Annotated in this window: 19 protein-coding genes; 11 read left to right on the forward strand and 8 right to left on the reverse strand. The window is 74.1% G+C overall.

Annotation, left to right across the window (positions count from 1 at the left end):
• Window positions 1-6 precede the first annotated feature (6 nt).
• Window positions 7-1,137 (reverse strand): helix-turn-helix transcriptional regulator, encoded by a 1,131-nt coding sequence (locus WIS52_RS31270; RefSeq protein WP_349302037.1) that lies wholly within the window; start codon window positions 1,135-1,137, stop codon window positions 7-9.
• Window positions 1,138-1,331: 194 nt separating this feature from the next.
• On the opposite strand from WIS52_RS31270, the gene WIS52_RS31275 reads away from it, so the two are divergent.
• Window positions 1,332-2,705 carry an FAD-binding oxidoreductase gene (locus tag WIS52_RS31275; protein WP_349302038.1) on the forward strand — a complete coding sequence of 458 codons (1,374 nt, stop codon included), beginning with the start codon at window positions 1,332-1,334 and terminating at the stop codon, window positions 2,703-2,705.
• 11 nt (window positions 2,706-2,716) lie between these two features.
• Here WIS52_RS31275 and WIS52_RS31280 read toward each other — a convergent pair whose 3' ends face one another.
• The 4 genes from WIS52_RS31280 to WIS52_RS31295 form a co-directional block, all read right to left on the reverse strand.
• The gene (locus WIS52_RS31280; RefSeq protein WP_349302039.1) at window positions 2,717-3,391 is read right to left on the reverse strand and encodes an NUDIX hydrolase; all 675 of its coding nucleotides are present in this window, start codon (window positions 3,389-3,391) and stop codon (window positions 2,717-2,719) included.
• Between the two features lie 170 nt (window positions 3,392-3,561).
• The gene (locus WIS52_RS31285) at window positions 3,562-4,956 is read right to left on the reverse strand and encodes a glycosyltransferase family 87 protein (protein WP_349302040.1); all 1,395 of its coding nucleotides are present in this window, start codon (window positions 4,954-4,956) and stop codon (window positions 3,562-3,564) included.
• A 128-nt stretch (window positions 4,957-5,084) separates the two neighbouring features.
• Window positions 5,085-7,400, reverse strand: a complete 2,316-nt coding sequence (locus WIS52_RS31290; RefSeq protein ID WP_349302041.1) for a transglycosylase domain-containing protein — start codon at window positions 7,398-7,400, stop codon at window positions 5,085-5,087.
• A 436-nt stretch (window positions 7,401-7,836) separates the two neighbouring features.
• Window positions 7,837-8,235, reverse strand: a complete 399-nt coding sequence (locus WIS52_RS31295; RefSeq protein ID WP_349302042.1) for a DUF5318 family protein — start codon at window positions 8,233-8,235, stop codon at window positions 7,837-7,839.
• Window positions 8,236-8,425: 190 nt separating this feature from the next.
• Between WIS52_RS31295 and WIS52_RS31300 the strand changes: the two genes are divergently transcribed.
• From WIS52_RS31300 to WIS52_RS31320, 5 genes are all read left to right on the forward strand, one after another.
• Entirely contained in the window at window positions 8,426-9,085 is a 660-nt protein-coding gene (locus WIS52_RS31300; protein WP_349302043.1) for a PadR family transcriptional regulator, read from the forward strand.
• Window position 9,086: 1 nt separating this feature from the next.
• Window positions 9,087-10,166, forward strand: coding sequence for an inositol-3-phosphate synthase (locus WIS52_RS31305; RefSeq protein ID WP_349302044.1), 1,080 nt, complete (start codon window positions 9,087-9,089; stop codon window positions 10,164-10,166).
• A gap of 326 nt (window positions 10,167-10,492) precedes the next feature.
• Window positions 10,493-11,083, forward strand: coding sequence for a C40 family peptidase (locus WIS52_RS31820; RefSeq protein ID WP_379612225.1), 591 nt, complete (start codon window positions 10,493-10,495; stop codon window positions 11,081-11,083).
• Window positions 11,084-11,194: 111 nt separating this feature from the next.
• Window positions 11,195-11,860 carry a nucleoside/nucleotide kinase family protein gene (locus WIS52_RS31315; protein ID WP_349302045.1) on the forward strand — a complete coding sequence of 222 codons (666 nt, stop codon included), beginning with the start codon at window positions 11,195-11,197 and terminating at the stop codon, window positions 11,858-11,860.
• Window positions 11,857-12,573, forward strand: coding sequence for an SDR family oxidoreductase (locus WIS52_RS31320; protein WP_349302046.1), 717 nt, complete (start codon window positions 11,857-11,859; stop codon window positions 12,571-12,573). Before WIS52_RS31315 ends, WIS52_RS31320 begins: the two co-directional genes overlap by 4 nt.
• Here WIS52_RS31320 and WIS52_RS31325 read toward each other — a convergent pair.
• Entirely contained in the window at window positions 12,551-13,462 is a 912-nt protein-coding gene (locus WIS52_RS31325; RefSeq protein WP_349302047.1) for a LysR family transcriptional regulator, read from the reverse strand. The genes WIS52_RS31320 and WIS52_RS31325 overlap by 23 nt on opposite strands.
• Window positions 13,463-13,544: 82 nt before the next feature.
• Between WIS52_RS31325 and WIS52_RS31330 the strand changes: the two genes are divergently transcribed.
• The 4 genes from WIS52_RS31330 to WIS52_RS31345 are packed head-to-tail and all read left to right on the forward strand — an operon-like array spanning window position 13,545 to window position 16,237.
• Complete coding sequence (locus WIS52_RS31330) at window positions 13,545-14,525, forward strand: DMT family transporter (RefSeq protein ID WP_349302048.1); 981 nt, start codon at window positions 13,545-13,547, stop codon at window positions 14,523-14,525.
• A gap of 21 nt (window positions 14,526-14,546) precedes the next feature.
• Complete coding sequence (locus WIS52_RS31335) at window positions 14,547-14,987, forward strand: DUF1707 SHOCT-like domain-containing protein (protein WP_349302049.1); 441 nt, start codon at window positions 14,547-14,549, stop codon at window positions 14,985-14,987.
• Between the two features lie 25 nt (window positions 14,988-15,012).
• A complete protein-coding gene (locus tag WIS52_RS31340) occupies window positions 15,013-15,780 on the forward strand; it encodes a UPF0158 family protein (RefSeq protein WP_349302050.1) in 768 nt (255 codons plus the stop codon).
• A 13-nt stretch (window positions 15,781-15,793) separates the two neighbouring features.
• Complete coding sequence (locus WIS52_RS31345; RefSeq protein WP_349302051.1) at window positions 15,794-16,237, forward strand: HEPN domain-containing protein; 444 nt, start codon at window positions 15,794-15,796, stop codon at window positions 16,235-16,237.
• Between the two features lie 23 nt (window positions 16,238-16,260).
• On the opposite strand, the gene WIS52_RS31350 is transcribed toward WIS52_RS31345, so the two are convergent.
• Window positions 16,261-17,016: a hypothetical protein gene (locus WIS52_RS31350; protein WP_349302052.1), complete on the reverse strand. Its 756-nt coding sequence runs from the start codon at window positions 17,014-17,016 to the stop codon at window positions 16,261-16,263.
• A 114-nt stretch (window positions 17,017-17,130) separates the two neighbouring features.
• Entirely contained in the window at window positions 17,131-20,019 is a 2,889-nt protein-coding gene (leuS, locus tag WIS52_RS31355; protein WP_349302053.1) for a leucine--tRNA ligase, read from the reverse strand.
• Between the two features lie 216 nt (window positions 20,020-20,235).
• On the opposite strand from leuS, the gene WIS52_RS31360 reads away from it, so the two are divergent.
• Window positions 20,236-20,712 (forward strand): SdpI family protein, encoded by a 477-nt coding sequence (locus tag WIS52_RS31360; RefSeq protein ID WP_349302054.1) that lies wholly within the window; start codon window positions 20,236-20,238, stop codon window positions 20,710-20,712.
• The last annotated feature ends 186 nt before the right edge of the window (window positions 20,713-20,898 follow it).

Here is a 20,898-nt window from a genome sequence, read left to right on the forward strand (position 1 = left end):
GAGGGGTCAGGCGGTACCGGCGAACCAGCCCGAGGGCGTGACCCCGGCACCGACCTGCAGCCGCGGCGCGTACTGGTCGAAGTAGACGCGCGCGGTGAGCTCGCGGCGGCTGCGCACCCCGACCTTCGCGAACACCGACTTGAGGTGGTCCTGCACGGTCCAGGCCGACAGGTGCAGCGTGCGGGCGATCTCGGCGGTGTCGGCCCCGCGCAGCACCAGCCCGACGACGTCCCGCTCCCGCGGGGTCAGCCCGAACGCGGCGGTCACCAGCGGAACGATCTCCGGCGGCCGGGCCTCCTCGATCGTCACGACGATCGAGCCGGCCGTCCCGTCCGGGCCGCTCAGCGGCGACGCGTGCGCGACCACCCACTGGCCGGACCGGGTGCGCAGCCGGGTCCGGGGCAGCCGGGCCAGGTTCCCGGCCGCGAACCGGCGGGCCGCCCCGATCAGGCCGAGCAGCGGGAAGGGCAACGCACCCCCCGGTTCCCCGCCGAGGTCCGCGAGCCGCTCGGTGACTCCGGGGCCGCCGTGCATGAGCTCCCCGTCCCGGCCGACGACCAGCACCGCGGGCCCCTCGGTCCGGTAGGTGTCGTCCGCCGACGCCGACGCCGCCCCGGCCACCAGGCCCGCCCGCATGCCCCGGCCGAACAGCCGGCCGACGTCGCCGGCGAACTCCTGCTCGGCCTGGCTGAACCCGCGGCCGTCGTCGCGGAACAGCGCGACGAAGCCCCAGTGGGCGCCGTCGGCGGGCGTGGTGAAGCGCAGCTCGTCGCCGAAGCCGTAGATCGGCGAGAAGAACTCGTCGAACCGGCGCAGCCGGCGCAGGTCACCCCCGGTCTCGGCCAGTGCGGTCGTGGTGCCGCCGGGGCGGCGGAACACGTCGAGGGAGTTGTAGAGGTCCACGACCTCGTACTCGTGGTGGGCCCACAGGTCGTCGTTCTCGTCGGTGAGGTCGGTCTTGACCACACCGGTGACCAGTTCGGTGGCCGGGTCGACGGTGGCGAGGCAGGCCGCGGAGAACGGGAGCGCGGGCCGCAGCACCTCCAGCGCGGCCAGCGAGAAGCCGCGCGCGTCCAGCCCGGCCGAGGCCAGTGCGGTCAGTCGTTCCCGGACACGGGCCGGAGCAGCGGAGGGCACCCGTCGAGTGTCGTTGCACAACGGTGCGTCAAGCATCGTCAAAACTGCTGAGCTGACGACTCCCTTCGCAGGTCAGAGACATGATCCCAGGTTTCTGGGGTGCTGCTCGCCCAGGCTCCGGGGATGGGGCGCGGGCCGCGGGGACGGCACCGTCGGCGGTGTCCGAGCCCGCGCCGTCTCCCGGGAGCCCCTGCATGACCACCGAAGCCCAGCGTGCCCTCCCCGTCGGCGATCTCGCCGCGGCCGTCGACGGACCGGTGTTCGTGCCGTCCGACGCCGGCTTCGGCGACGAGGTCACCGGGTTCAACCTCGCCCACCTGCCCACCCCGGCGGTGGTCGTCGGCGCGACCGGCGCCCAGGACGTCGCCGCGGCCGTGCGCTGGGCCGCGCGGCACGGCCTGCACGTCGCGGTCCAGGCCACCGGGCACGGCCTGACGTCCGATCTCGACGACGTCCTGCTGGTCTCGACCCGCCGGATGACCGATCTGGCCGTCGACCCGGTGGCCCGGCTCGCCCGGGCCGGCGCCGGGGTCCGCTGGCGCGCGGTGATCGACGCGGCCGCCCCGCACGGCCTGGCCCCGCTGAACGGCTCGAGCTCGGGGATCGGCGTGGTCGGCTACACCACCGGCGGCGGGCTGGGCCCGCTCGCCCGCCGGCACGGGTTCGCCGCCGACCACGTCACCCGGTTCGAGATCGTCACCGCGGACGGCCGGGTCCGCCAGGTCGACGCCGCATCCGACCCGGACCTGTTCTGGGCGGTCCGCGGCGGCCGGGAGAGCTTCGGCATCGTCACCTGGATCGAGTTCGGGCTGGTCGCCCAGCCCCGGTTCCACGGGGGCGGGATCTTCTTCCCGGGCGAGCGGGCGGACCGGTTGCTGCACGCGTGGCGGGACTGGGCACCGCGGCTGGGCGAGGACACGTCGACCTCGATCGCGCTGCTCGCCCTCCCACCGGACCCGGCGCTGCCGCCGCCGCTGCAGGGCCGGTTCGTCGTGCACCTGCGGTTCGCGCACCTCGGCGACGCGGGCGAGGGCGAGCGGCTGCTCGCCCCGATGCGGGCGATCGCGGAGCCGTTGCTCGACGGCGTCGCCGAGATGCCCTGGGCGGGGGTCGACGCCGTCCACATGGACCCGACCGCGCCGATGCCGGTCTGGGACCGCGGTGTCGGGCTCGGCTCGCTGCCCGCCGAGGCGGTGGACGCGATCCTCACCGAGGCCGGGCCGGACAGCTCGTCACCGCTGGTGCTGGTGGAGCTGCGCCTGCTCGGCGGGGCGCTCGCCCGGCCCGCCGCGGTGCCGAACGCGGTCGCCGGCCGGGACGCCGCGTTCTCGCTGTACTGCCTGGGCGTGCCGGCGGGCCCGGAGGCCGCGGTGGCCGTCCCGGCGCGGGCGACCGCCCTGATCGAGGCCGTGCGCCCGTGGACGGCCGGCGGGCTCGTCGCGCTGGCCGGTCAGGCGGGCCCGGACCCGGTCGTGGCGCTGTGGGACGACGACGACCGGGCCCTGCTGCGCGAGCTCAAGCGCCGGTACGACCCGGCGGGGGTCCTCGGCGGCCCGGTCCGGGCCTGACCCCGGGTCTGCTACTTCCAGGCGAACACCGGCTGTTCCAGGTGCGCCACCCGGGTCGGCCGGCCGTGCAGCACGACCTCCCGGAACTGGTACAGCACCGCCCCGGTCGGCGCGTGCACGAAGCGGTCGAACAGCGGCACCTGGATCACCGGGGCGTCCGACTCCGGGATGGTGAGGAACCGGGGCTCCCGGTCGATCTCGGACAGCGGGAGCCGGTGCAGCTCACCGACCTCGTCCGGGTTGGGCACCGGCTCCCCGGCACCGCCCGCCCACAGCACCACCGGCGTGATCACGTAGCCGGACCGGGTCGGGTAGTCGTCGAGCAGCCCGAGCACCCGGTCCGGGCCGAGGGTCAGCCCGACCTCCTCGGCGACCTCGCGGCGGCCGGCCTGCTCGGCGGTCTCGCCGGCGTCGACCCGGCCGCCGGGCAGCGCCCACTGTCCGGAGTGCGCGCGCAGTGACCGGGCGCGGCGGGTGAGGACGAACGCGACCTCGTCGGCGAGCGGGCCGTCGCCGCTCGCGCCCGGAACGGGGAGCAGGGTCATCGTGACGGCCGCGGCGCGGCGCCCGGCCCGTTCCCCGGCGGTGGCGCTGCCCCGCGGCGCGGGGGCCGCGGTCAGTGCCGCCTCGACCCGCTCCCGCAGCCGCTGCGCCACCCGGTCCGGGACCACCGCGTCGTCGCCCATGCCCCTGATCGTCGCGCACCGGCCCGCCCGCCGCGCCCGCGTCGAGACCCCCGTCACGATCCGGGCCCTCCCACCTCCGCCGAGATGCAGCTCAGGGCTGGACCGGCACCGCCCACACGACCGTGGTCTGCATCTCGGCGCGGATCCGAGGCGCGGCGGGGGGCGCCGCGTCAGCGGCGGGCCGGGTCCGGCCGGGCGGTGTGCGGGCCCGCCGGCCAGACCGGGTCGGGGTCGCGGCCGGGTTCGGGCGCGCGGCGCAGAATCTGCCGCACCACCAGCACACACAGCGCGACCACCACGGCGTCCCGCACGAGCACGGTGACCAGGAAGGGCTCCATCGGCAGGCCCTTGTTGGCCTCGCCCAGGTACTGGTACATCCGCGGCACCCAGACCAGCGCGTCGACGGTCATCCAGGCCAGCAGCAGCCGCCAGCGGGGCAGCGCGAGCACCGCCAGCGGGACCAGCCACAGCGAGTACTGCGGGCTCCACACCTTGTTGAGCAGCAGGAACGCGGCGACGGTGAGGAAGGCCAGCTCCGCGACGGCCGGCGGCCGGGGCGCCCGCACCGCCAGCAGCGCGATCGCGGCGAACGCCAGCGCCATCAGCACCGCGGTGACCGCGTTGAGGATCGCGGGCGGCTGCCCGTCGGCGAGCGGGCCGTCGAACCCGGACCACCCGGTGAACCAGTTCAGCGCGTACCAGATCGAGTCCGGGTCTGCGGGCCGCACGCCGTTGAGCCGGAAGAACTCCGCCCAGCCGCGTGGCCAGGCGAGCGCGACCGGGAGGTTGACCAGGACCCAGGCGGCCAGCGCCGCCCCGATCGTCCAGGCCGCGCGCACCAGGCCGCCGTCGGCCCGGCGGCGCCAGCCGACGAGCAGCACGGGGAGCAGGAGCAGCAGCGGGTAGAGCTTCGCGGCCCCGCCGAGCCCGAGCAGGATCCCGGCCCAGCCCGGCCGGTCCCGCCGGAGCGCGAGCAGCGCGCCGGTCGCCAGCGCGACGGTGAGCGCGTCGAAGTTGGTGAACACGTGCACCAGCGCCAGCGGTGACAGCGCGACCAGGGCGGCGTCCCACGGCCGTTCGGGGCGCAGCGCCAGCACCGCCCACACCACGGTCAGCCAGGCGCCGGCCAGCCAGAACGCGGTGATGTCGAAGTAGACGACGACGTCGAGCGCGGTCGGCAGCGGCAGCCGCTCGGCCAGCCACTGCCAGCCGTCGGTGAGCTGGGCGTTGAGGTACTGGAAGAACCCGGTGAGCACCGGGTACTCCATGTAGCGCTCCACCGTGCTGCCGTCGTCGCGGGTCTCGAACCAGGCGTCGCGGTAGGGGACGCCGTCGTCGGCGAGGCCCTCCAGCCCGTACAGCGGGACGGTGTCCGAGTAGCACATCGCGACGTACTGACGGTCGTTGCGCCAGTCCAGCGCCAGCGCCCCGTCGTCGGTCCGGTACTGCTGCAGGCAGGCCGCCTTGCCCAGCCAGCTCAGCGCGAGGACGGCGACCGTCAGCAGCAGGACGACGCGCAGCGGCGTCCAGTACCGGGACCGGCCGACGAGCGCGTGCCGGCCCATCGGGCCGCCGACCACCCGGCTGGCCGAGCGCGCGAGCGGTTCGGTCCAGCTCGGGACGTCCCGGTCACCGGAGCCGTCCCCCGTGCGCGACGCCCGGGGCGGGGCGTCACCGGAGCGGCCGCCTCGGCTCAGTTGCCGTCCCCGTCCGAGCCGTCGCCGTCACCGCCGTCCGAGTCGCCGCCCCCGCCGCCGTCCGGTCCGCGGCCACGGTCGGAGAACCGTTCCTCGCCCCCGCCGTCGCCGTCTCCGCGATCGCGGTCGCGCTCCTCGCGGGCCTGCTCCTCGTCCCGGTCGCGGTTGCGGTCGTCGCCCTCGCGCTCGGAGTCGCCGCGGCCCTGCTCGGACTCGCGCTGCTCGCCGCCGCCGTTGCGGTCGGTGTCCCGCTCGGCTCTCGAGACCTCGCGGACCGGCGCCTGGCCGATCGGCTGGAAGTCGGAGAACTGCTCGACCGGGGTGCCGGACAGCATGTCGCTCATGTACGACTGCCACATCGAGCCGGGAAGCATCCGGCCGAAGATCGGGCTGCCCGACGAGTTCTGGATCGGGGAGTTGTCGTCGGTGCCGACCCAGACCGCGGTGGACACCGACGGGGTGTAGCCGACCGTCCAGGCGTCGTTGTTCTGGCCCTGCTGGGCGCTCTGCACCGTCCCGGTCTTGACCGCGGTCGGGCGGCCGTCGCCGAGCCCGATCCGCGACGAGCTCGCGACGTCGATCATGGACTCGGTGACGTTGCGGGCCACGCCCGACTCCATCACCTGCTCGCCCGGGTCGGCGGCGCCCCGGTCGAAGATGACCCGGCCGTCGCCGGCCGTCACCCGGGTCACCAGGAACGGCTCGTGCCTCGTCCCGTCGTTGGCGAACGTCGCGTAGGCGGCCGCCATGTCCATCGGGTGCACCTCGCGGTCGCCCAGCGAGATGCCTCCGGTCGGCTCCTGGAGCAGGTTCTCCGGGATGCCCGCCTGGTGTGCGGCGGCCGCGACCTGCGCGGGTCCGATGTCGAGCGCCATCCGGTAGAAGATCGTGTTGATCGACTGCGTCATCGCCTGCTTGACCGAGCAGTTGCCGCAGCTGACGCCCTCGGAGTTGGCGACCTCGGTCCCGGCCAGCGTCTGCGGCGAGGACCCGTCGTAGGTCGCGCCCAGGCCGATCGGGTCGGCGGCCTGCAGACCGGCGGCGACCACGAACGGCTTGAACGAGGACCCGGGCTGCTTGAGCACCGCGGCGTAGTCCAGGCCGACGCCGTTCGCGCCGCCGTAGTAGGCGAGCACCGCGCCGGTCTTCGGGTCCACCGAGACCAGCGAGGCGCGCAGGTTCTCCGGCTGGCCGTCCAGCTCGCTCTCGACCGCCTCGGCGGCCTCCTGCTGAGCCCTCGGGTCGATGGTCGTGGTGACCGTCAGCCCCTGGGTGTTGATCTCGGTGTCGGAGATGCCGAGACGCTCCAGCTCGGCGCGGGCAGCGTTGTAGACGTGCCCGCGGTGGTCACCCGGGATACCTCCGCCGGCCTCGTTGGACGGCTCGCGCCACTCCGGGAAGACCTGCCGGCCGCGCTCGGCCGGGTCCAGCCAGCCCTCCCCGACCATGCCGTCGAGCACGAAGTTCCAGCGCTGCTCGGTCACGTCGGGGTTCTTCGCCGGGTCCCACCGGCTCGGCGACTGGATCATCCCGGCGAGCATCGCGCCCTCCGAGACGTCGAGGTCGGCGACGTCCTTGCCGAAGTAGGCCTGGCTCGCGGCCTGCACGCCGTAGGTCCCGCGACCGAGGTAGATCGCGTTCAGGTAGTTCTCCAGGATCTGTTCCTTGGTCATCTCCTTGGAGATCTTCGCCGCGAGCACCACCTCGCGGAACTTCCGGAACAGCGAGAACTGGTCCTGGCCGGTGGTCACCTTGATGTACTGCTGGGTGATCGTCGACCCACCGCCGATACCGCCGGTGAGCTGGTTGATGACCGCACGCCCGATGCCGGTGACGCTGAAGCCCGGGTTCGAGAAGAACGACCGGTCCTCGGCCGACAGCACGGCCCGCTGCACCGACTCGGGCACCCGGTCGAGCGGGACGCTGGTCCGGTTGACGTTGTCCGGGCGCACGGTCGCCAGCGGGCTCTCGTCGGCGTAGGTGAACGTCGCGACCTGGGTGACGGCGATGTCCTCGGCGCTGGGCACGGGATACACCAGCCACCCGATCGCGAAGGCGACCAGCGGGCCGATCAGCGACAGGGCGCCGAGGGCGATCAGCGCGTTCCGGATCCGGCGACGCCGTGTGCTCGGCCGGCCGTCACCGTCCCCGCCGGAGCGGCGGTTCCCACCACTCTTTCCGGGCGGACCGGGCGGGCGGCCGTTGCCTCCGCCACCCGGGCGCGAGCCGGCCCGGGCCGACGCCGCGGCGCCTCCGGTGCGCCGCGTGTTCGAGCGGTGCGGCGGGGGTGGCGGCGCGGCGGGGCCCGGCATGCCGGCGTTCATACCGGCGTCGTGCGTCAGCAGCGGCGGCGGCGCGCCGGGCGGACCGGGTGGTGGACCCGGTGGTGGACCGTGTGGGTGACCGGGCGGCGGACCGGGGCGGCCCTGCGGCCCGGGACCGCCCGGCGGACGGCCGGGCGGCGGCGGCGGGGGACCGGCACGGCGCGGAGCGCCGCCGGGGCGGGGCGCCGGCGGGGGGAGCGGGCGCCCGTGGGGAGGCGGGGGCCCGGGCGGTGGGCCCGGCGGTGTGCGCCGGGGGTCACGCTCGTCGTTCACCTGGCGGCTCCGAATGCATCGCTGGTCCGCCGGGTCCCGGGGCGGGGGCGTCCGGGACGGCGGGGGTCGGAGAGGAGTCGGTACGGGTGCGCGCCGTGCGCGTCACCGGCGGCGACCGGGTCGTCGGAGGTGTGGGGGTCGGCCATCGGTCTCAGCCGTCCGCCGTCCTGCGTCCGCGGCGGGGTCGGCGGCCGGTGCCGAGGACGAACGAGCGGACCAGGTGGTTCCATGCACAGGTTCCGCAGACCTCGACGACGTGCACGGTGAACTCGGGATGGTGGGCGGCGAGCAGCTCGAGGTCCTCGGTGGACCGGGCCGACCCGGAGACGTGCCGCAGGCTCTCGCCGAACACCCAGGACACCTGGACGAGCCGGTCCTTGCGGCACACCGGGCAGCTGTCCTCGACCGGTGCTCCGTGGAAGCGGGCGGCGCGTTGCAGGTAGGCGCCCGCGTCGCACACCGCCTCCTGCCCCACCCGGCCGGCGCGCAGGTCGGCCAGCAGCGCGCGGCGCTGCAGGGCGTAGTCGACCACCTGTCGCGGGCTGAGCACCCGACCAGGGTACGCGCGGCCGTCCACCGTGGGAGATCGCCGTCCTCCCCCGGCGCCCGCCCGCGACACCGTCGTCCGCTGTCCTGCCTGTGAAAACGATCATTCGCCGGGCACGCCGATGTATCGGACCGATATGCTGGGCGCACGGATCCGCACCGGTGCGACCACGGGGGACAGGAGGGTGTGCGGAGTGCTGGAGTTCGCGATCCTCGGTCTGCTCCAGGACGGGCCGTTGCACGGCTACGAGTTGCGCAAGCAACTCGGTCGCCGGCTGGGCGGGTTCCGGGCATTCTCCTACGGGTCGTTGTACCCGGCGTTGCGCCGGCTGGTGCGCGCGGGACTCATCGCCGAGGCACCGGACCCCGAGGGGCCCGGACACGGCGCCGGCTGGTCGCGGCGCGGCCGCCGCGTCTACCGCATCACCGCCGAGGGCAAGGAGCGATTCGCCGACATGCTGGCCGACGCCGGCCCCCAGGCGTGGGAGGACGGGAGCTTCGGCGTCCACCTGGCCTTCTTCTCCCGGACACCGGCCGAGACCAGGATCCGGATCCTGGAGGGGCGCCGGCGGACCGTGGAGGAACGCCGGGACGGACTGCGCAGCGCGCTGAGCCGGACCGGCGAGCAGATCGACCGCTACACCCGTGAGCTGCACCGGCTCGGGCTGGAGAGCTCCGAGCGCGAGGTGCGCTGGCTGAACGAGCTGATCGCCACCGAGCGGGCCGAACAGGCCGACGCGTCGGGGGGACCGGCCGGGCGGCCGCACACGACCATCACCGGCGACGACGCCGGCACGGCCGCCGGACCAGGGTCCGGCGGGGAACGACAGGACGAGACAACAGGAGGAGCCTGACATGAGCCAGGTTCGGGTCGCGGTCGTCGGCGTGGGCAACTGCGCCGCGTCGCTGGTGCAGGGCGTCCACTACTACGCGGACGCCGACCCGTCGACCCAGGTCCCCGGCCTGATGCACGTCGACTTCGGTGGCTACCACGTGCGTGACGTGACGTTCGTGGCCGCGTTCGACGTCGACGCCAAGAAGGTCGGCCAGGATCTCGCCGATGCCATCTCGGCCAGCGAGAACAACACCGTGAAGATCTGCGACGTGCCACCGCTCGGGGTCACCGTGCAGCGCGGCCCGACGCTCGACGGGCTGGGCCGCTTCTACCGGGAGACGATCACCGAGGACGACGCCGAGCCGGTCGACGTCGCGCAGGCGCTGCGGGACGCGCGGGCCGACGTTCTGGTCTCCTACCTGCCGGTGGGCAGCGAGGACGCCGACCGGTACTACGCGCAGGCCGCGCTGGACGCGGGCGTCGCGTTCGTGAACGCCCTGCCGGTGTTCATCGCCTCCGACCCGGAGTGGGCCGAGAAGTTCCGCGCGGCCGGCGTGCCGATCATCGGCGACGACATCAAGTCGCAGGTCGGCGCCACCATCACCCACCGGGTGCTGGCGAAGCTCTTCGAGGACCGCGGCGTGCAGCTCGACCGCACGATGCAGCTCAACGTGGGCGGGAACATGGACTTCCTGAACATGAAGGAGCTGGAGCGGCTCGAGTCGAAGAAGGTCTCGAAGACCCGCGCCGTGACGTCCCAGGTGGACCGGGACATGGGCAAGGGCAACGTGCACATCGGCCCGTCCGACTACGTGTCCTGGCTGGACGACCGCAAGTGGGCCTACGTGCGGCTGGAGGGCCGCGCCTTCGGTGACGTGCCGCTGAACCTGGAGTACAAGCTCGAGGTCTGGGACTCGCCGAACTCGGCCGGGATCATCATCGACGCGGTGCGCGCGGCCAAGATCGCCGCCGATCGCGGTATCGGTGGCCCGATCCTCTCGGCGTCGAGCTACTTCATGAAGTCCCCGCCGGAGCAGTACCGCGACTCGGTGGCGCAGGACCGGGTGGAGTCCTTCATCCGGGGTGACATCGACAGCTGATCAATTCTCTCGGGGACGGCCCGGTTACTGACTGCGCAGGTCAGGACCGGGCCGTCGCCGTTTCCGGATGTTGATATTTCCTGTCCGGAATGTTCTCGTTATACGTCGTGAGCGCAGTCATGTACGAAATGTGCGCCACGTCATTTAATTGGGCGATATGTGTTCGTAATGTGCCGTCCCGGCCCTGGCGCGATCGCCGTCCACCCGGGATGGCGGGCGCAGGGTCACCGCCCGGGTGAGGAACGCGGGCGGGCCGCCCGGCCCCGGTCGCGCGCCCCGCCGCTCCCGGCCTCCGGGCGGTGCGACACCTGCGAGGACGTTCCCCCGTGTCCCAGCGACCCGCTCCGGCGCTCCGCGTCGCCGTCGTGGCTGCCACCGCAGCCGCGGCCGCCGCCCTGTCCGTGCTCCCCGCCGCCACCGCGGCGCCCGCCACGGACGCCACCACCTCCGCCCCCACGACCGTCACCCGGGACGTCGCGCCGGCCGCGTTCGCGCTGCCGGCCGCACCGGCGGCCGGCTCCGGACCGGCCGTCACGGCCGTGGCCGACGCCGCCGCGGCGACCAGCCCCGCCGCCGTGCGCACCAGCGCGGTCTCGACCGCGCTGGCCCAGCTCGGCAAGCCCTACAGCTGGGGCGCCACCGGTCCCGGTGCGTTCGACTGCTCCGGTCTGGTCAGCTACGCCTTCGCCCAGTCCGGCAAGGACCTGCCGCGCACCAGCCGTGCCCAGTCGACCGTCGGCTCCCCGGTGTCCCGCGCGAACCTCGCGCCGGGTGACCTGGTCTTCTTCTACAGCCCGGTCAGCCACGTCGGCATCTACATCGGTGGCGGCCAGATCGTGCACGCCTCCACCAGCGGGCAGCCGGTGAAGATCAGCAACGTGGACGCGATGCCGTTCAACTCGGCCCGCCGCGTCTGACGCGGTCGCGACCCCGCCGGCCCCGGACCCGCGCCCCCGCGCACGGTCCGGGGCCGTCGTCGTCCCGTCCTGTTCTTCCGGGAGCCGGGCCACGTCGGCTACACCTGCCCGGTGACCACCGAGCCCCGCCCCCCGACCGCCGACGCGCTCGCGGACCGCGTCGCCGGACTGCTCGCCGACCGCCCGCGGATCCTCCTCGGACTGGCCGGCAGCCCCGGTAGCGGGAAGACCACGCTGGCCGCGGCGCTGGCACGGCGGCTGGGCCCGGCCGCCGTCGCGCTGCCGATGGACGGGTTCCACCTCGCGAACAGCACCCTCGACCGGCTCGGGCGGCACGACCGCAAGGGCGCGATCGACACCTTCGACGGGGCCGGGTTCGCCGCCCTGCTCGCCCGGATCGCGACGACGACCGGCGAGACCGTCTACGCGCCCGGTTTCGACCGGTCCGTCGACGAGCCGGTCGCCGGGTCGATCGCGATCTCCCCGGAGCACCGGATCGTGCTCGTCGAGGGCAACTACCTGCTGGTTCCCGACGAGCCGTGGGCCCGGATCCGTCCGCTGCTGACCGCCGCGTGGTTCGTCGAGACACCGTCCGACGAGCGGCTACGGCGGCTGGTCGACCGGCACACCCGGCACGGCCGCTCGCCCGCCGCCGCCACCGCCTGGGCGCACGACGTCGACGGGGCCAACGCCGCCCTGATCGAGGCGACCCGCTCGTACGCCGACCTCGTCGTCCCGGGCACCGCCGGTGCCGGGTGCGTAGGTTCGGGCTCATGATCTCTCCCCGCCGACCGCTCGCCCTGGTCACCGGTGCCTCCCAGGGCATCGGGGCCGCCGTCGCGCAGCTGCTCGCCCCGCGCTACGACCTGCTGCTCGGCGGCCGCGACGAGCAGCGGCTCGCCGCGGTGGCCGAGAGCCTGGCGGCCGGGCCGGGCACCGTGACCCCGCTGCCTCTCGACCTCACCGACGACGACGCGCTGGCCGGGGCGCTGTCCGGCATCGAGCGGCTGGACGCGGTGGTGCACTCGGCGGGGACCGGGGAGCTCGGCACCGTCGCCGAGACCCCGGCGGCGCTGTGGCGGCACATGTACGACGTCAACGTCGTCGCGGTGGCCGAGAGCACCCGGCTGCTGCTGCCCGCGCTGCGCGCCGCCGGCGCCGACGGCGGGGCGGACGTGGTGCTGATCAACTCCGGCGCCGGGTTCACCGCGAAGCCGGGCTGGGTCTCCTACGCGGCGACGAAGTTCGCGTTGCGCGCGTTCGGCGACGCGCTGCGCGCCGAGGAGGCCGGCAACGGGATCCGGATCACCTCGGTGCACCCGGGCCGCACCGACACCGCGATGCAGCGAGGGGTGGTCGCGCACGAGGGCGGGACCTACGACGGCTCGAGGTTCCTGCGCCCGGAGTCGGTGGCGGCCGCGGTGCTCGCGGCGCTGACCGCGACCCGCGAGGCGCAGCTCACCGAGATCATGGTGCGGCCGCAGGGATGACACCCGGCCGCGCGACCCCGTGCAGCTCCTCCAGCACGGCCCGCACCGGTGGGGTGTGCGCGGCGGCGTCGCGCACCACGGCCAGGATCGAGCGCACCGGCGACGGCCGCACGACCGGCACCGCGCACGTCCCCGGCTCGAGGCGGGCCGCCCCCAGCGCGGGCAGCACGGTGATCCCGACCCCGGCCGCGACGAACGCGATCGCGGCCGGGTAGTCGTGCGCCTCGACGTGGAACGGCGGCCGGAACCCGGCGGCGGTGCACGCCTCGACCAGGGTGAGCCGGCACCGCCCGCGGGCGAAGTCGTTGTCCACCCAGCGCTCGCCCGCGAGCTCGACCAGCTCGACCTCGTCCCGGCCGGCCAGCGGGTGGGTGTCCGGCAGCACGACGACGTACGGGTCGTCGAGCAGGTGGTGCACGGTGAACCCGGGCCAGGCGGCGTAGTCGGCGCGCTCCACGGCGATCTGGACGTCCGACCGGTCGGCCGGGTCGTCGGGCAGCCACTCGCGCAACGCCAGATCCAGCCGGACGCCGGGGAACTCACCGGTCAGCCGGTGTACCACCCGGGGCAGCCAGGCGGCACCGACCGACGCGAAGTAGGACAGCGACAGCGTCCCGGTACGGCCCGCCCGCAGGTCCCCGACGACCATCTCGGCCTCCCCGATCCGGGCCAGCACCGCGTCGGCCTGCTCGGCGAGCACCAGGCCGGCGGCGGTGACCCGCAGCCCGCGGCCGGAACGCTCGAACAGGGCCAGCCCGGTCTCCCGCTGCAGCGCGGTGACGTGCTGGCTCACCGCTGAGGGCGTGTAGCCGAGGTTCGCGGCCGCGGCCTGGACCGAGCCGCTGGCCACGACCGAGGAGAAGACCCGCAGACGGTGGGTGTCGAGCATGGCCGGACAGTACAGAGGGACTGAATGGTCCGGTAGATGAAATCGCTGGTACTGAACTGTTGCCGGGCGCAGGATCCTCCTCGTGACCCGCACACTCGCCCCGCACCACCCGCTGTTGCCACTCGCCGCCGCCGCCGTGACGGTCGTGCTCTGGGCTTCGGCGTTCGTCGGCATCCGGGCCGTGGGACACGACCTCTCGCCGGGCGCGCTCGCACTGGGCCGGATGCTCGTCGGGTCGCTCACGCTCACCGTGATCGTGGCCGCGGTACGCGCCCGGAGCGGCCGCCGGGGCCGCATCCCGGCACCCCTCCCGCGCGGCCGGCTGCTCGTCGCGGTCGCGGTGTGGGGCACGGCCTGGTTCGGGCTCTACAACATCGCCCTCAACGCCGCCGGGCGACACCTCGACGCCGGGACCAGCGCGCTGCTGGTCAACATCGCCCCGGTGGTGGTCGCGGTGCTCGCCGGGCTGCTGCTGGGGGAGGGCTTCCCGGCCCGGTTGCTCGCGGGGATCGCCGTCGCCTTCACCGGCGTGGCGCTGATCGCGGTGACGACCTCCACCGGCGGTGACCTGACCGGCGTCCTGCTCGGCCTGCTGGCCGCGTTCACCTACGCCGGCGCCGCCACCGGGCAGAAGCGGCTGCTGGTCCGCATCGACCCGTTGACGGTGACCTGGGTCGGCGCCGCCGCCGGTACCGTCGCGCTGCTGCCGTTCGCGCCCCGGCTGGTCGCCGAGCTCGCCGACGCCCCCGGCCCGGCCATCGCCGGGGCCGTCTACCTCGGCGTCTTCCCGACCGCGATCGCGTTCCTCACCTGGGGATACGCGCTGTCCCGCACGAGTGCGGGCCGGCTCACGGCCTCGACGTACGCGGTGCCGCCGCTGGTGGTCGCGATGTCCTGGACGCTGCTCGGCGAGGTCCCGGCCGTGCTGGCGCTGGTGGGCGGTGCGGTGTGCCTGGCCGGCGTCGCGATCGCCACCGGCCGCGGTTTCCAGCGGGCCACCGGCTCATCGGTGCCCGACACGCCGGTGCCGGCATCGACCGGACGACCGACGCCGGGCGCCTGAACCCCGGCTACTCTCGGCTGCATGGGGGACGAACAGGAGAACAGCCAGGAACTGGTCCGGGTGTCGGACGCGGACCGTCAAGAGACGGCGGATCGTCTGAAGCTGGCCCAGGACGAGGGCCGGCTCTCGCTGAGCGAATACGACGAGCGACTGCGCGCCGCCTACGCCGCCGCGACCCGGGGCGAGCTGGACCAGGTCGTCGCCGACCTGCCGAAGGTCAAGCGCAAGCACCTGCCCTCGGTCCGGGCCGATCGGGCCGAAGCCCAGAAGGCAGAGTCGAAGCGCGCCTACCTCAAGGAGTGGCGGTCCTGGGCCGGCGTCGCGGTGCTGCTCACCGCGATCTGGGCGATCACCTCGATCGCATCCGGTCAGCTGAACTTCTTCTGGCCGATCTTCCCGATCGGCATCTGGGGCGCGGTGCTCGTGGCGCACCTGTTCTGGGGCGACGACGAGGACGACTGACCCGGACCCGCACTACAGTCGCCGCATGCTGGATCCGGGCCGCGTCGACCTGTCCGCGCTCGCCGACGCGCTCGACGACCGGTCGCCGGACATGCGGTGGTTCCTCGACCCGGCCACCGGTGAGGTCGGGCCGTACTCCGAGGACGACCCGGACGGCGGGGAGCCGCCCGGGCACTTCGTCGAGATCGAGCCCGTCACCAGCAGCGAGTCCTACCGCGACATGGCCGACTTCACCGCCGGAGTCCAGCACCGGCGGGCCGCCGACCTGCTGGACCGGGCGATCGAGGGCCGCGGCGCGTTCCGCCGGTTCAAGAACACCCTGTTCGAGTTCCCCGAGGTCCGCGACCAGTGGTTCCGCTTCCGAGACGCCCGGGCGCGGCGCCGGGCGATCGACTGGCTCGCCGACTCCGGGCTGATCACCGACGACGACGCCGGACGGGCCCGGGCCCAGCACCCCGATCCGGACCCGTCCAACGACGACGTGCCGGCCGCCGTCGCCCAGGACCTGGCCGGGTTCTACGGGGACCGGCTGCGCCAGGTTCTGCTGTTCGGGTCCTGGGCCAGCGGCGAGGGGTCCGTGGAGTCCGCGCTCGACCTGCTCGTGGTGCTCGACGACTCCACCGGTCACGTCCGGCCGTGGGACGAGGTGCGCGCGATGGACGACCTGCTGTGGCGGCACTGCGAGCGCTCCGGCCTGACCATCAGCGTGCTCCCGGTCGGGCAGGGCGAGCTCACCCGGCCCGGCGACCCCACGGTGATCCGGGCCCGCGGCGAGGCGGTGCGGCTGCTGTGATCCAGGGGCTGCTGTGAGCAGGACCGGCATCGCCCGGGCGCGGACCGAGCTCGATGCGGCCCGGCTGCTCACCGAGCACGGCTACGCCGACGCCGCCGTCTCCCGCGCGTTCCACGCCGCCTTCCGGGCGGCCGAGACCGCGCTGCTCGTGCTGGGGGAGACCCGGGCCGAGCACTCCGACGTCGTCAGCGCGTTCGTCCGGCGGGTGGTGCGGGAACGCTCCCTCGACCCGCGCGCCGGGCAGCTGCTGCGTTCGCTGTTCAACCGGCGTGGGCTCGCCGACCACTCGGACTCGCCGGCGCCGGAGTCGGAGGCGAAGGCCGCGGTCGAGGACGCGTCGTTCGTGGTGGACGCGGTCGCCGCGTGGCTCGCGGAGCCGGGCCTGAGCAGCCCGCCCGATCCGGCGAGCGGTGCGACCCGCCGCCCGGCGAAGCCCCCGCGGCACCACCCGCGCTGACCGCGCGCCGGGTGCGGGACCCGTCAGAAGAAGTCGCCGCCGAAGTCCCCGAAGTCGCCGCCGCCGTCGAACATGCCGCCGTCGCCGCCGTCCATCCCGCCGGGGTCGTCCATCCCGCCGTCCATACCGCCGCCGTCCATGCCGTCGGCACCGGCGAAGGCGGCCTGGTCGGCCCCGGCCATCCCGGCGAACATCGAGCTGAACAGCAGCGCCGACCCGACGCCCCAGGCACCGGCGACCAGCGCCGGCTTCCACCACGGCTCGGAGTACCAGCCCCGCGGGACCGGGCGCCCGGCGACGGTGCCGCCCGGGTAGAAGTGGCTGTTGCGGTCGGTCGGCTGCGGTGAGGCGCCCAGCGTGCGGCCCTCGACCTGGACCTCGCGCTCCTCGGTGACCTCACCGGCCCTCGCCTGGCCGGGCAGCGGCGGCAGCTCGGGACCGGGGTCCATACCCATCGCGGTCCGGGCGGCGCGCACGTAGTACAGACCCTCGTAGGCGGTCTCGGTGACCTGCCGGCACTGCGCCTCGGTCTTCGCCTGCTCCATCTGCGACCCGGCGGCGGTGTACCGCTCGGCCGCGTCCGCGAGGGCCTGGCGCGACGGCTCGTCGTTGCCGACCAGCGACAGCACCTGCCCACCGAGCCGCTCCACCCAGCGGCGGGCATCGGCCTGCGCGTCCTGAAGCCGCGCCGCCTGCTCGGCGTTGCGCCGGCGGACCAGCCAGACGACGGCCGCCACGGCCGCCAGCGCCACGATCAGCGTCAGCAGTGCTCCGGTCATTTCGGACACCTCCGCCCCGCACAACGACCGGCCGGGGAACTTCGTTCCCGTGGCGGCTCCGCCGCTCGTGAGTGGTGATCGCGGTGGGCACCGCGATAACCACTCACGAGCGCGTCAGCGCACGATGTTGACCAGGCGACCCGGCACGACGATGACCTTCTTCGGCTCCGCGCCGTCCAGCGCGGCGACGATCTTCTCGTCGGCCAGCGCGGCGGCACGGATCTCGTCCTGCTCGGCGTCGGCCGCGACGGTGACCCGGGACCGGACCTTGCCGTTGACCTGGATCGGGTACTCGACGGTGTCGGCGACCAGGAAGCGCTCGTCGGCCTCCGGGAACGGCGCGTAGGCCAGCGAGCCGTCGTGGCCCAGCTTCTGCCACAGCTCCTCGGCCAGGTGCGGCGTCAGCGGCGCCATCATCAGCACCAGCGCCTCGGCCACCGGCCGCTCGACGGCCGTTCCCCGCTTGGTCAGCACGTTGTTCAGCTCGATCAGCTTCGCCGCGGCGGTGTTGTAGTGCAGCGCCGGGTAGTCGGCCCGGACGCCGGCGATCGCCTTGTGCAGCGCGCGCTGCACCTCGTCACCGGGCTCGTCGTCGACCACGGTCGGCTCACCGGTCTGCTCGTCGACCAGGTTGCGCCACACCCGCTGCAGAAACCGCTGCGGGCCGACGACGTCCCGCGTCGACCAGGGACGCGAGGCCTCCATCGGACCGGTGTACATCTCGTACAGCCGGAACGTGTCCGCGCCGTAGCGGTCGCACATCTCGTCGGGCGTCACCACGTTCTTCAGCGACTTGCCCATCTTCCCGTACTCCCGGGTGACCGGCTCGCCGTTCCACGTGAAACGGCTGGTGCCGTCCGCCCCGATCTCCTCGGCGACCTCCTCGGCCGGCACGTACATGCCGCGCGCGTCGGTGTAGGCCCACGCCTGGATGTAGCCCTGGTTGAACAGCTTCCGGAACGGCTCCTCGCTGCTCACGTGGCCCAGGTCGAACAGCACCTTGTGCCAGAACCGCGAGTACAGCAGGTGCAGCACCGCGTGCTCGACGCCGCCGACGTACAGGTCGACGCCGCCCGGGTCCTCCGGAGACCGCGCCAGGTCCTTGCCCACCCAGTACTGCTCCGCCTCCTTCGAGACGAACCGGTCGGCGTTCTCCGGGTCCAGGTAGCGCAGGTAGTACCAGCAGGAGCCGGCCCACTGCGGCATCGTGTTCGTCTCGCGGCGGTAGGCCTTCGGGCCGTCCCCCAGGTCCAGCTCGACGTTCACCCACTCGCTCGCCCGGGACAGCGGGGGCTCCGGCTCGGAGTTCGCGTCGTCGGCGTCGTAGGTCTTGGGCGAGTAGTCGTCGACCTCCGGCAGGACGACGGGCAGCTGGTCCTCCGGCAGCGAGACCGGGCCGTGCTCGTCCCACACGATCGGGAACGGCTCACCCCAGTAGCGCTGCCGGGAGAACAGCCAGTCGCGCAGCTTGTACTGCACGACGCCCTCGCCGTCGCCGCGGGCCGCCAGCCAGTCGATGATCGTCCGCTTGGCCTCGGCGATGCCCAGCCCGTCCAGGCTGACCTCGTCGTTCGCCGAGTTGATCGCCGGGCCCTCGCCGGTGAACGCCTCGCCGTCGTAGCTCTCGCCGCCGGGGCCCGAGCCCGGGTCGACGGTGCGCACGATCGGCAGTCCGAACGCGGTCGCGAAGTCCCAGTCCCGCTGGTCCTGGCCGGGCACCGCCATGATCGCGCCGGTGCCGTAGCCCATCAGCACGTAGTCGGCGACGAACACCGGGACCGGCTGCCCGTTCACCGGGTTCACGGCATACGCGCCGGTGAAGACGCCGGTCTTGTCCTTGTTCTCCTGGCGGTCCAGTTCGGACTTGCGCCCGGCCTCGGCCCGGTAGTCCGCCACGGCCTCGGCCGGGGTCGCGGCGCCGCCGGTCCAGCGGGCGTCGACGCCGGCGGGCCAGGCCGCCGGGACGATCTTCTCGACCAGCGGGTGCTCCGGGGCCAGCACCATGTAGGTGGCACCGAACAGCGTGTCCGGACGGGTGGTGAAGACCTCGATCGCGTCGGCCCCGTGCTGCACCGGGAACCGCACGCGCGCGCCCTCGGAGCGGCCGATCCAGTTGCGCTGCATCGCCTTGACCGACTCGGGCCACTCGACGCGGTCCAGGTCGTCGGCCAGCCGGTCGGCGTAGGCGGTGATCCGCATCATCCACTGCTTCAGGTTGCGGCGGAAGACCGGGAAGTTGCCACGCTCGGAGCGCCCCTCGGGGGTGACCTCCTCGTTCGCCAGCACCGTGCCCAGGCCGGGGCACCAGTTGACCGGGGCCTCGGAGATGTAGGCCAGCCGGTGCGAGTCGATCAGCGCGCGGCGCTCGCCCTCGGACAGCTCGGTGTACGGACGTCCGTCCGGAGTGGAGCGCTCGCCCGACTCGTACGACGCCCGCAGCTCGGCGATCGGGCGGGCGCGGCCGGCGTCGGCGTCGTACCAGGCCTCGAAGATCTCCCGGAAGATCCACTGGGTCCAGCGGTAGAACGGGATGTCGGTGGTGGACACCGAGCGGCGCGGGTCGTGTCCCAGGCCCAGCTGGCGCAGCTGCTCCCGGTACCGGGCGATGTTGGCCTCGGTGGTGGTCCGCGGGTGCGTCCCGGTCTGCACGGCGTACTGCTCGGCGGGCAGGCCGAACGCGTCGAACCCCATGGGGTGCAGCACGTTGTGCCCCGTCATCCGCAGGTAGCGACCCAGCACGTCGGTACCGATGAAGCCCAGCGGGTGCCCGACGTGCAGCCCCGCCCCGGACGGGTACGGGAACATGTCCATCAGGTAGAACTTCGGCTTCTCCGAGCCGGGCTCGCCCGGGTTCGGGGCGTGGAAGGTCTGCTCGGCCTCCCAGAAGTCCTGCCACTTCCGCTCGATCCGGCCGGCCATCTCGGCGTCGTACCGGAATGCGGGGCGGTCGGGCTGCGCAGCCCGCTCCCCGGTCGTCTCGGCGGTGCTGGTCTCGGTACTCATGTCCGTCTTCACCTCGGGAAACCTGTCGCGACGGCCCGGTCGGGGCCCGGAACACGCTGCGACCCCTCGCGCCGCAGGAGGCAGGAGGGGTCGTCGCCGCGTCGCCGTCGAGTCGCTCTCGCTACGACGCGGCGCCGGGAAGTCGGCGAGCCGTGCACATGTGCCCAGGGTAGCCGGGGCGGGCGACCCGGTTCAGCCGGGTTCTACCCTGGTCACGTGCCCCCCACGCTGCGCCTCGTGCTCGCCGTCCTGCTCGTGGCCGTCGGAGCGGTCCTCGTCCTGCTCGCCGTCCTCGGCGCGACCGGGAAGCTGCCGCGGAACCGGTACGTCGGCGTCCGCACCCCGGACAGCCTGCGCACCGCCGACGCGTTCATCCTCGCCAACCGGGTCGCCGCGGCTCCGGTCGGCGCGGCCGGGGCGATCGGCCTGGTCGGGGGTGTGGCGCTGCTGTTCACCGAGCGCGGCGGGGCGACGCCGTGGGTGCTGGCCGTGATCGCCGTCGCCGGACTGGTCGTACTGGCCGGGCTGGGCGGGTCGCTCGGCGCGCGGGCCGCCGCCGTCGCGATCGCCGCGCAGCAGCCCGCCCCGACCTGTGGCGGGGCCTGCAGCGGCTGCGACCTGGTCGCCGGCTGCCGGGACGCGATCGAGGGCACGTCGTCGACGCCGGACGACGCCGGCTCCCGCCGCACCTGACCGCCCGCTCGTCCCCCGCCCGCGTCCCCACTCATGACGCTTTAGTCCGGCCATACCGGACTAAAGCGACGCTCCTATGGGCTGTCAATGGTCAGCGGGGTGTTGGGCCGGGTGGGTGGGGTTTCGAGCTGGCGGTGGAGCTGGCGGGCGATGTAGCGCTTGAGGCAGCGGCGGATCTCGCGGTCG

The organism is Pseudonocardia nematodicida (genome assembly GCF_040105385.1).
Lineage (GTDB): Bacteria > Actinomycetota > Actinomycetes > Mycobacteriales > Pseudonocardiaceae > Pseudonocardia > Pseudonocardia nematodicida.

Excerpts from the sequence above, each read along its gene's own strand:
- WIS52_RS31275 (WP_349302038.1), top strand. The coding sequence starts at position 1,332 with ATGACCACCGAAGCCCAGCGTGCCCTCCCCGTCGGCGATCTCGCCGCG.
- WIS52_RS31280 (WP_349302039.1), bottom strand. The coding sequence starts at position 3,391 with ATGGGCGACGACGCGGTGGTCCCGGACCGGGTGGCGCAGCGGCTGCGG.
- WIS52_RS31285 (WP_349302040.1), bottom strand. The coding sequence starts at position 4,956 with ATGGGCCGGCACGCGCTCGTCGGCCGGTCCCGGTACTGGACGCCGCTG.
- WIS52_RS31290 (WP_349302041.1), bottom strand. The coding sequence starts at position 7,400 with ATGCCGGGCCCCGCCGCGCCGCCACCCCCGCCGCACCGCTCGAACACG.
- WIS52_RS31305 (WP_349302044.1), top strand. The coding sequence starts at position 9,087 with ATGAGCCAGGTTCGGGTCGCGGTCGTCGGCGTGGGCAACTGCGCCGCG.
- WIS52_RS31320 (WP_349302046.1), top strand. The coding sequence starts at position 11,857 with ATGATCTCTCCCCGCCGACCGCTCGCCCTGGTCACCGGTGCCTCCCAG.
- WIS52_RS31325 (WP_349302047.1), bottom strand. The coding sequence starts at position 13,462 with ATGCTCGACACCCACCGTCTGCGGGTCTTCTCCTCGGTCGTGGCCAGC.
- WIS52_RS31335 (WP_349302049.1), top strand. The coding sequence starts at position 14,547 with ATGGGGGACGAACAGGAGAACAGCCAGGAACTGGTCCGGGTGTCGGAC.
- WIS52_RS31340 (WP_349302050.1), top strand. The coding sequence starts at position 15,013 with ATGCTGGATCCGGGCCGCGTCGACCTGTCCGCGCTCGCCGACGCGCTC.
- WIS52_RS31350 (WP_349302052.1), bottom strand. The coding sequence starts at position 17,016 with ATGACCGGAGCACTGCTGACGCTGATCGTGGCGCTGGCGGCCGTGGCG.
- leuS (WP_349302053.1), bottom strand. The coding sequence starts at position 20,019 with ATGAGTACCGAGACCAGCACCGCCGAGACGACCGGGGAGCGGGCTGCG.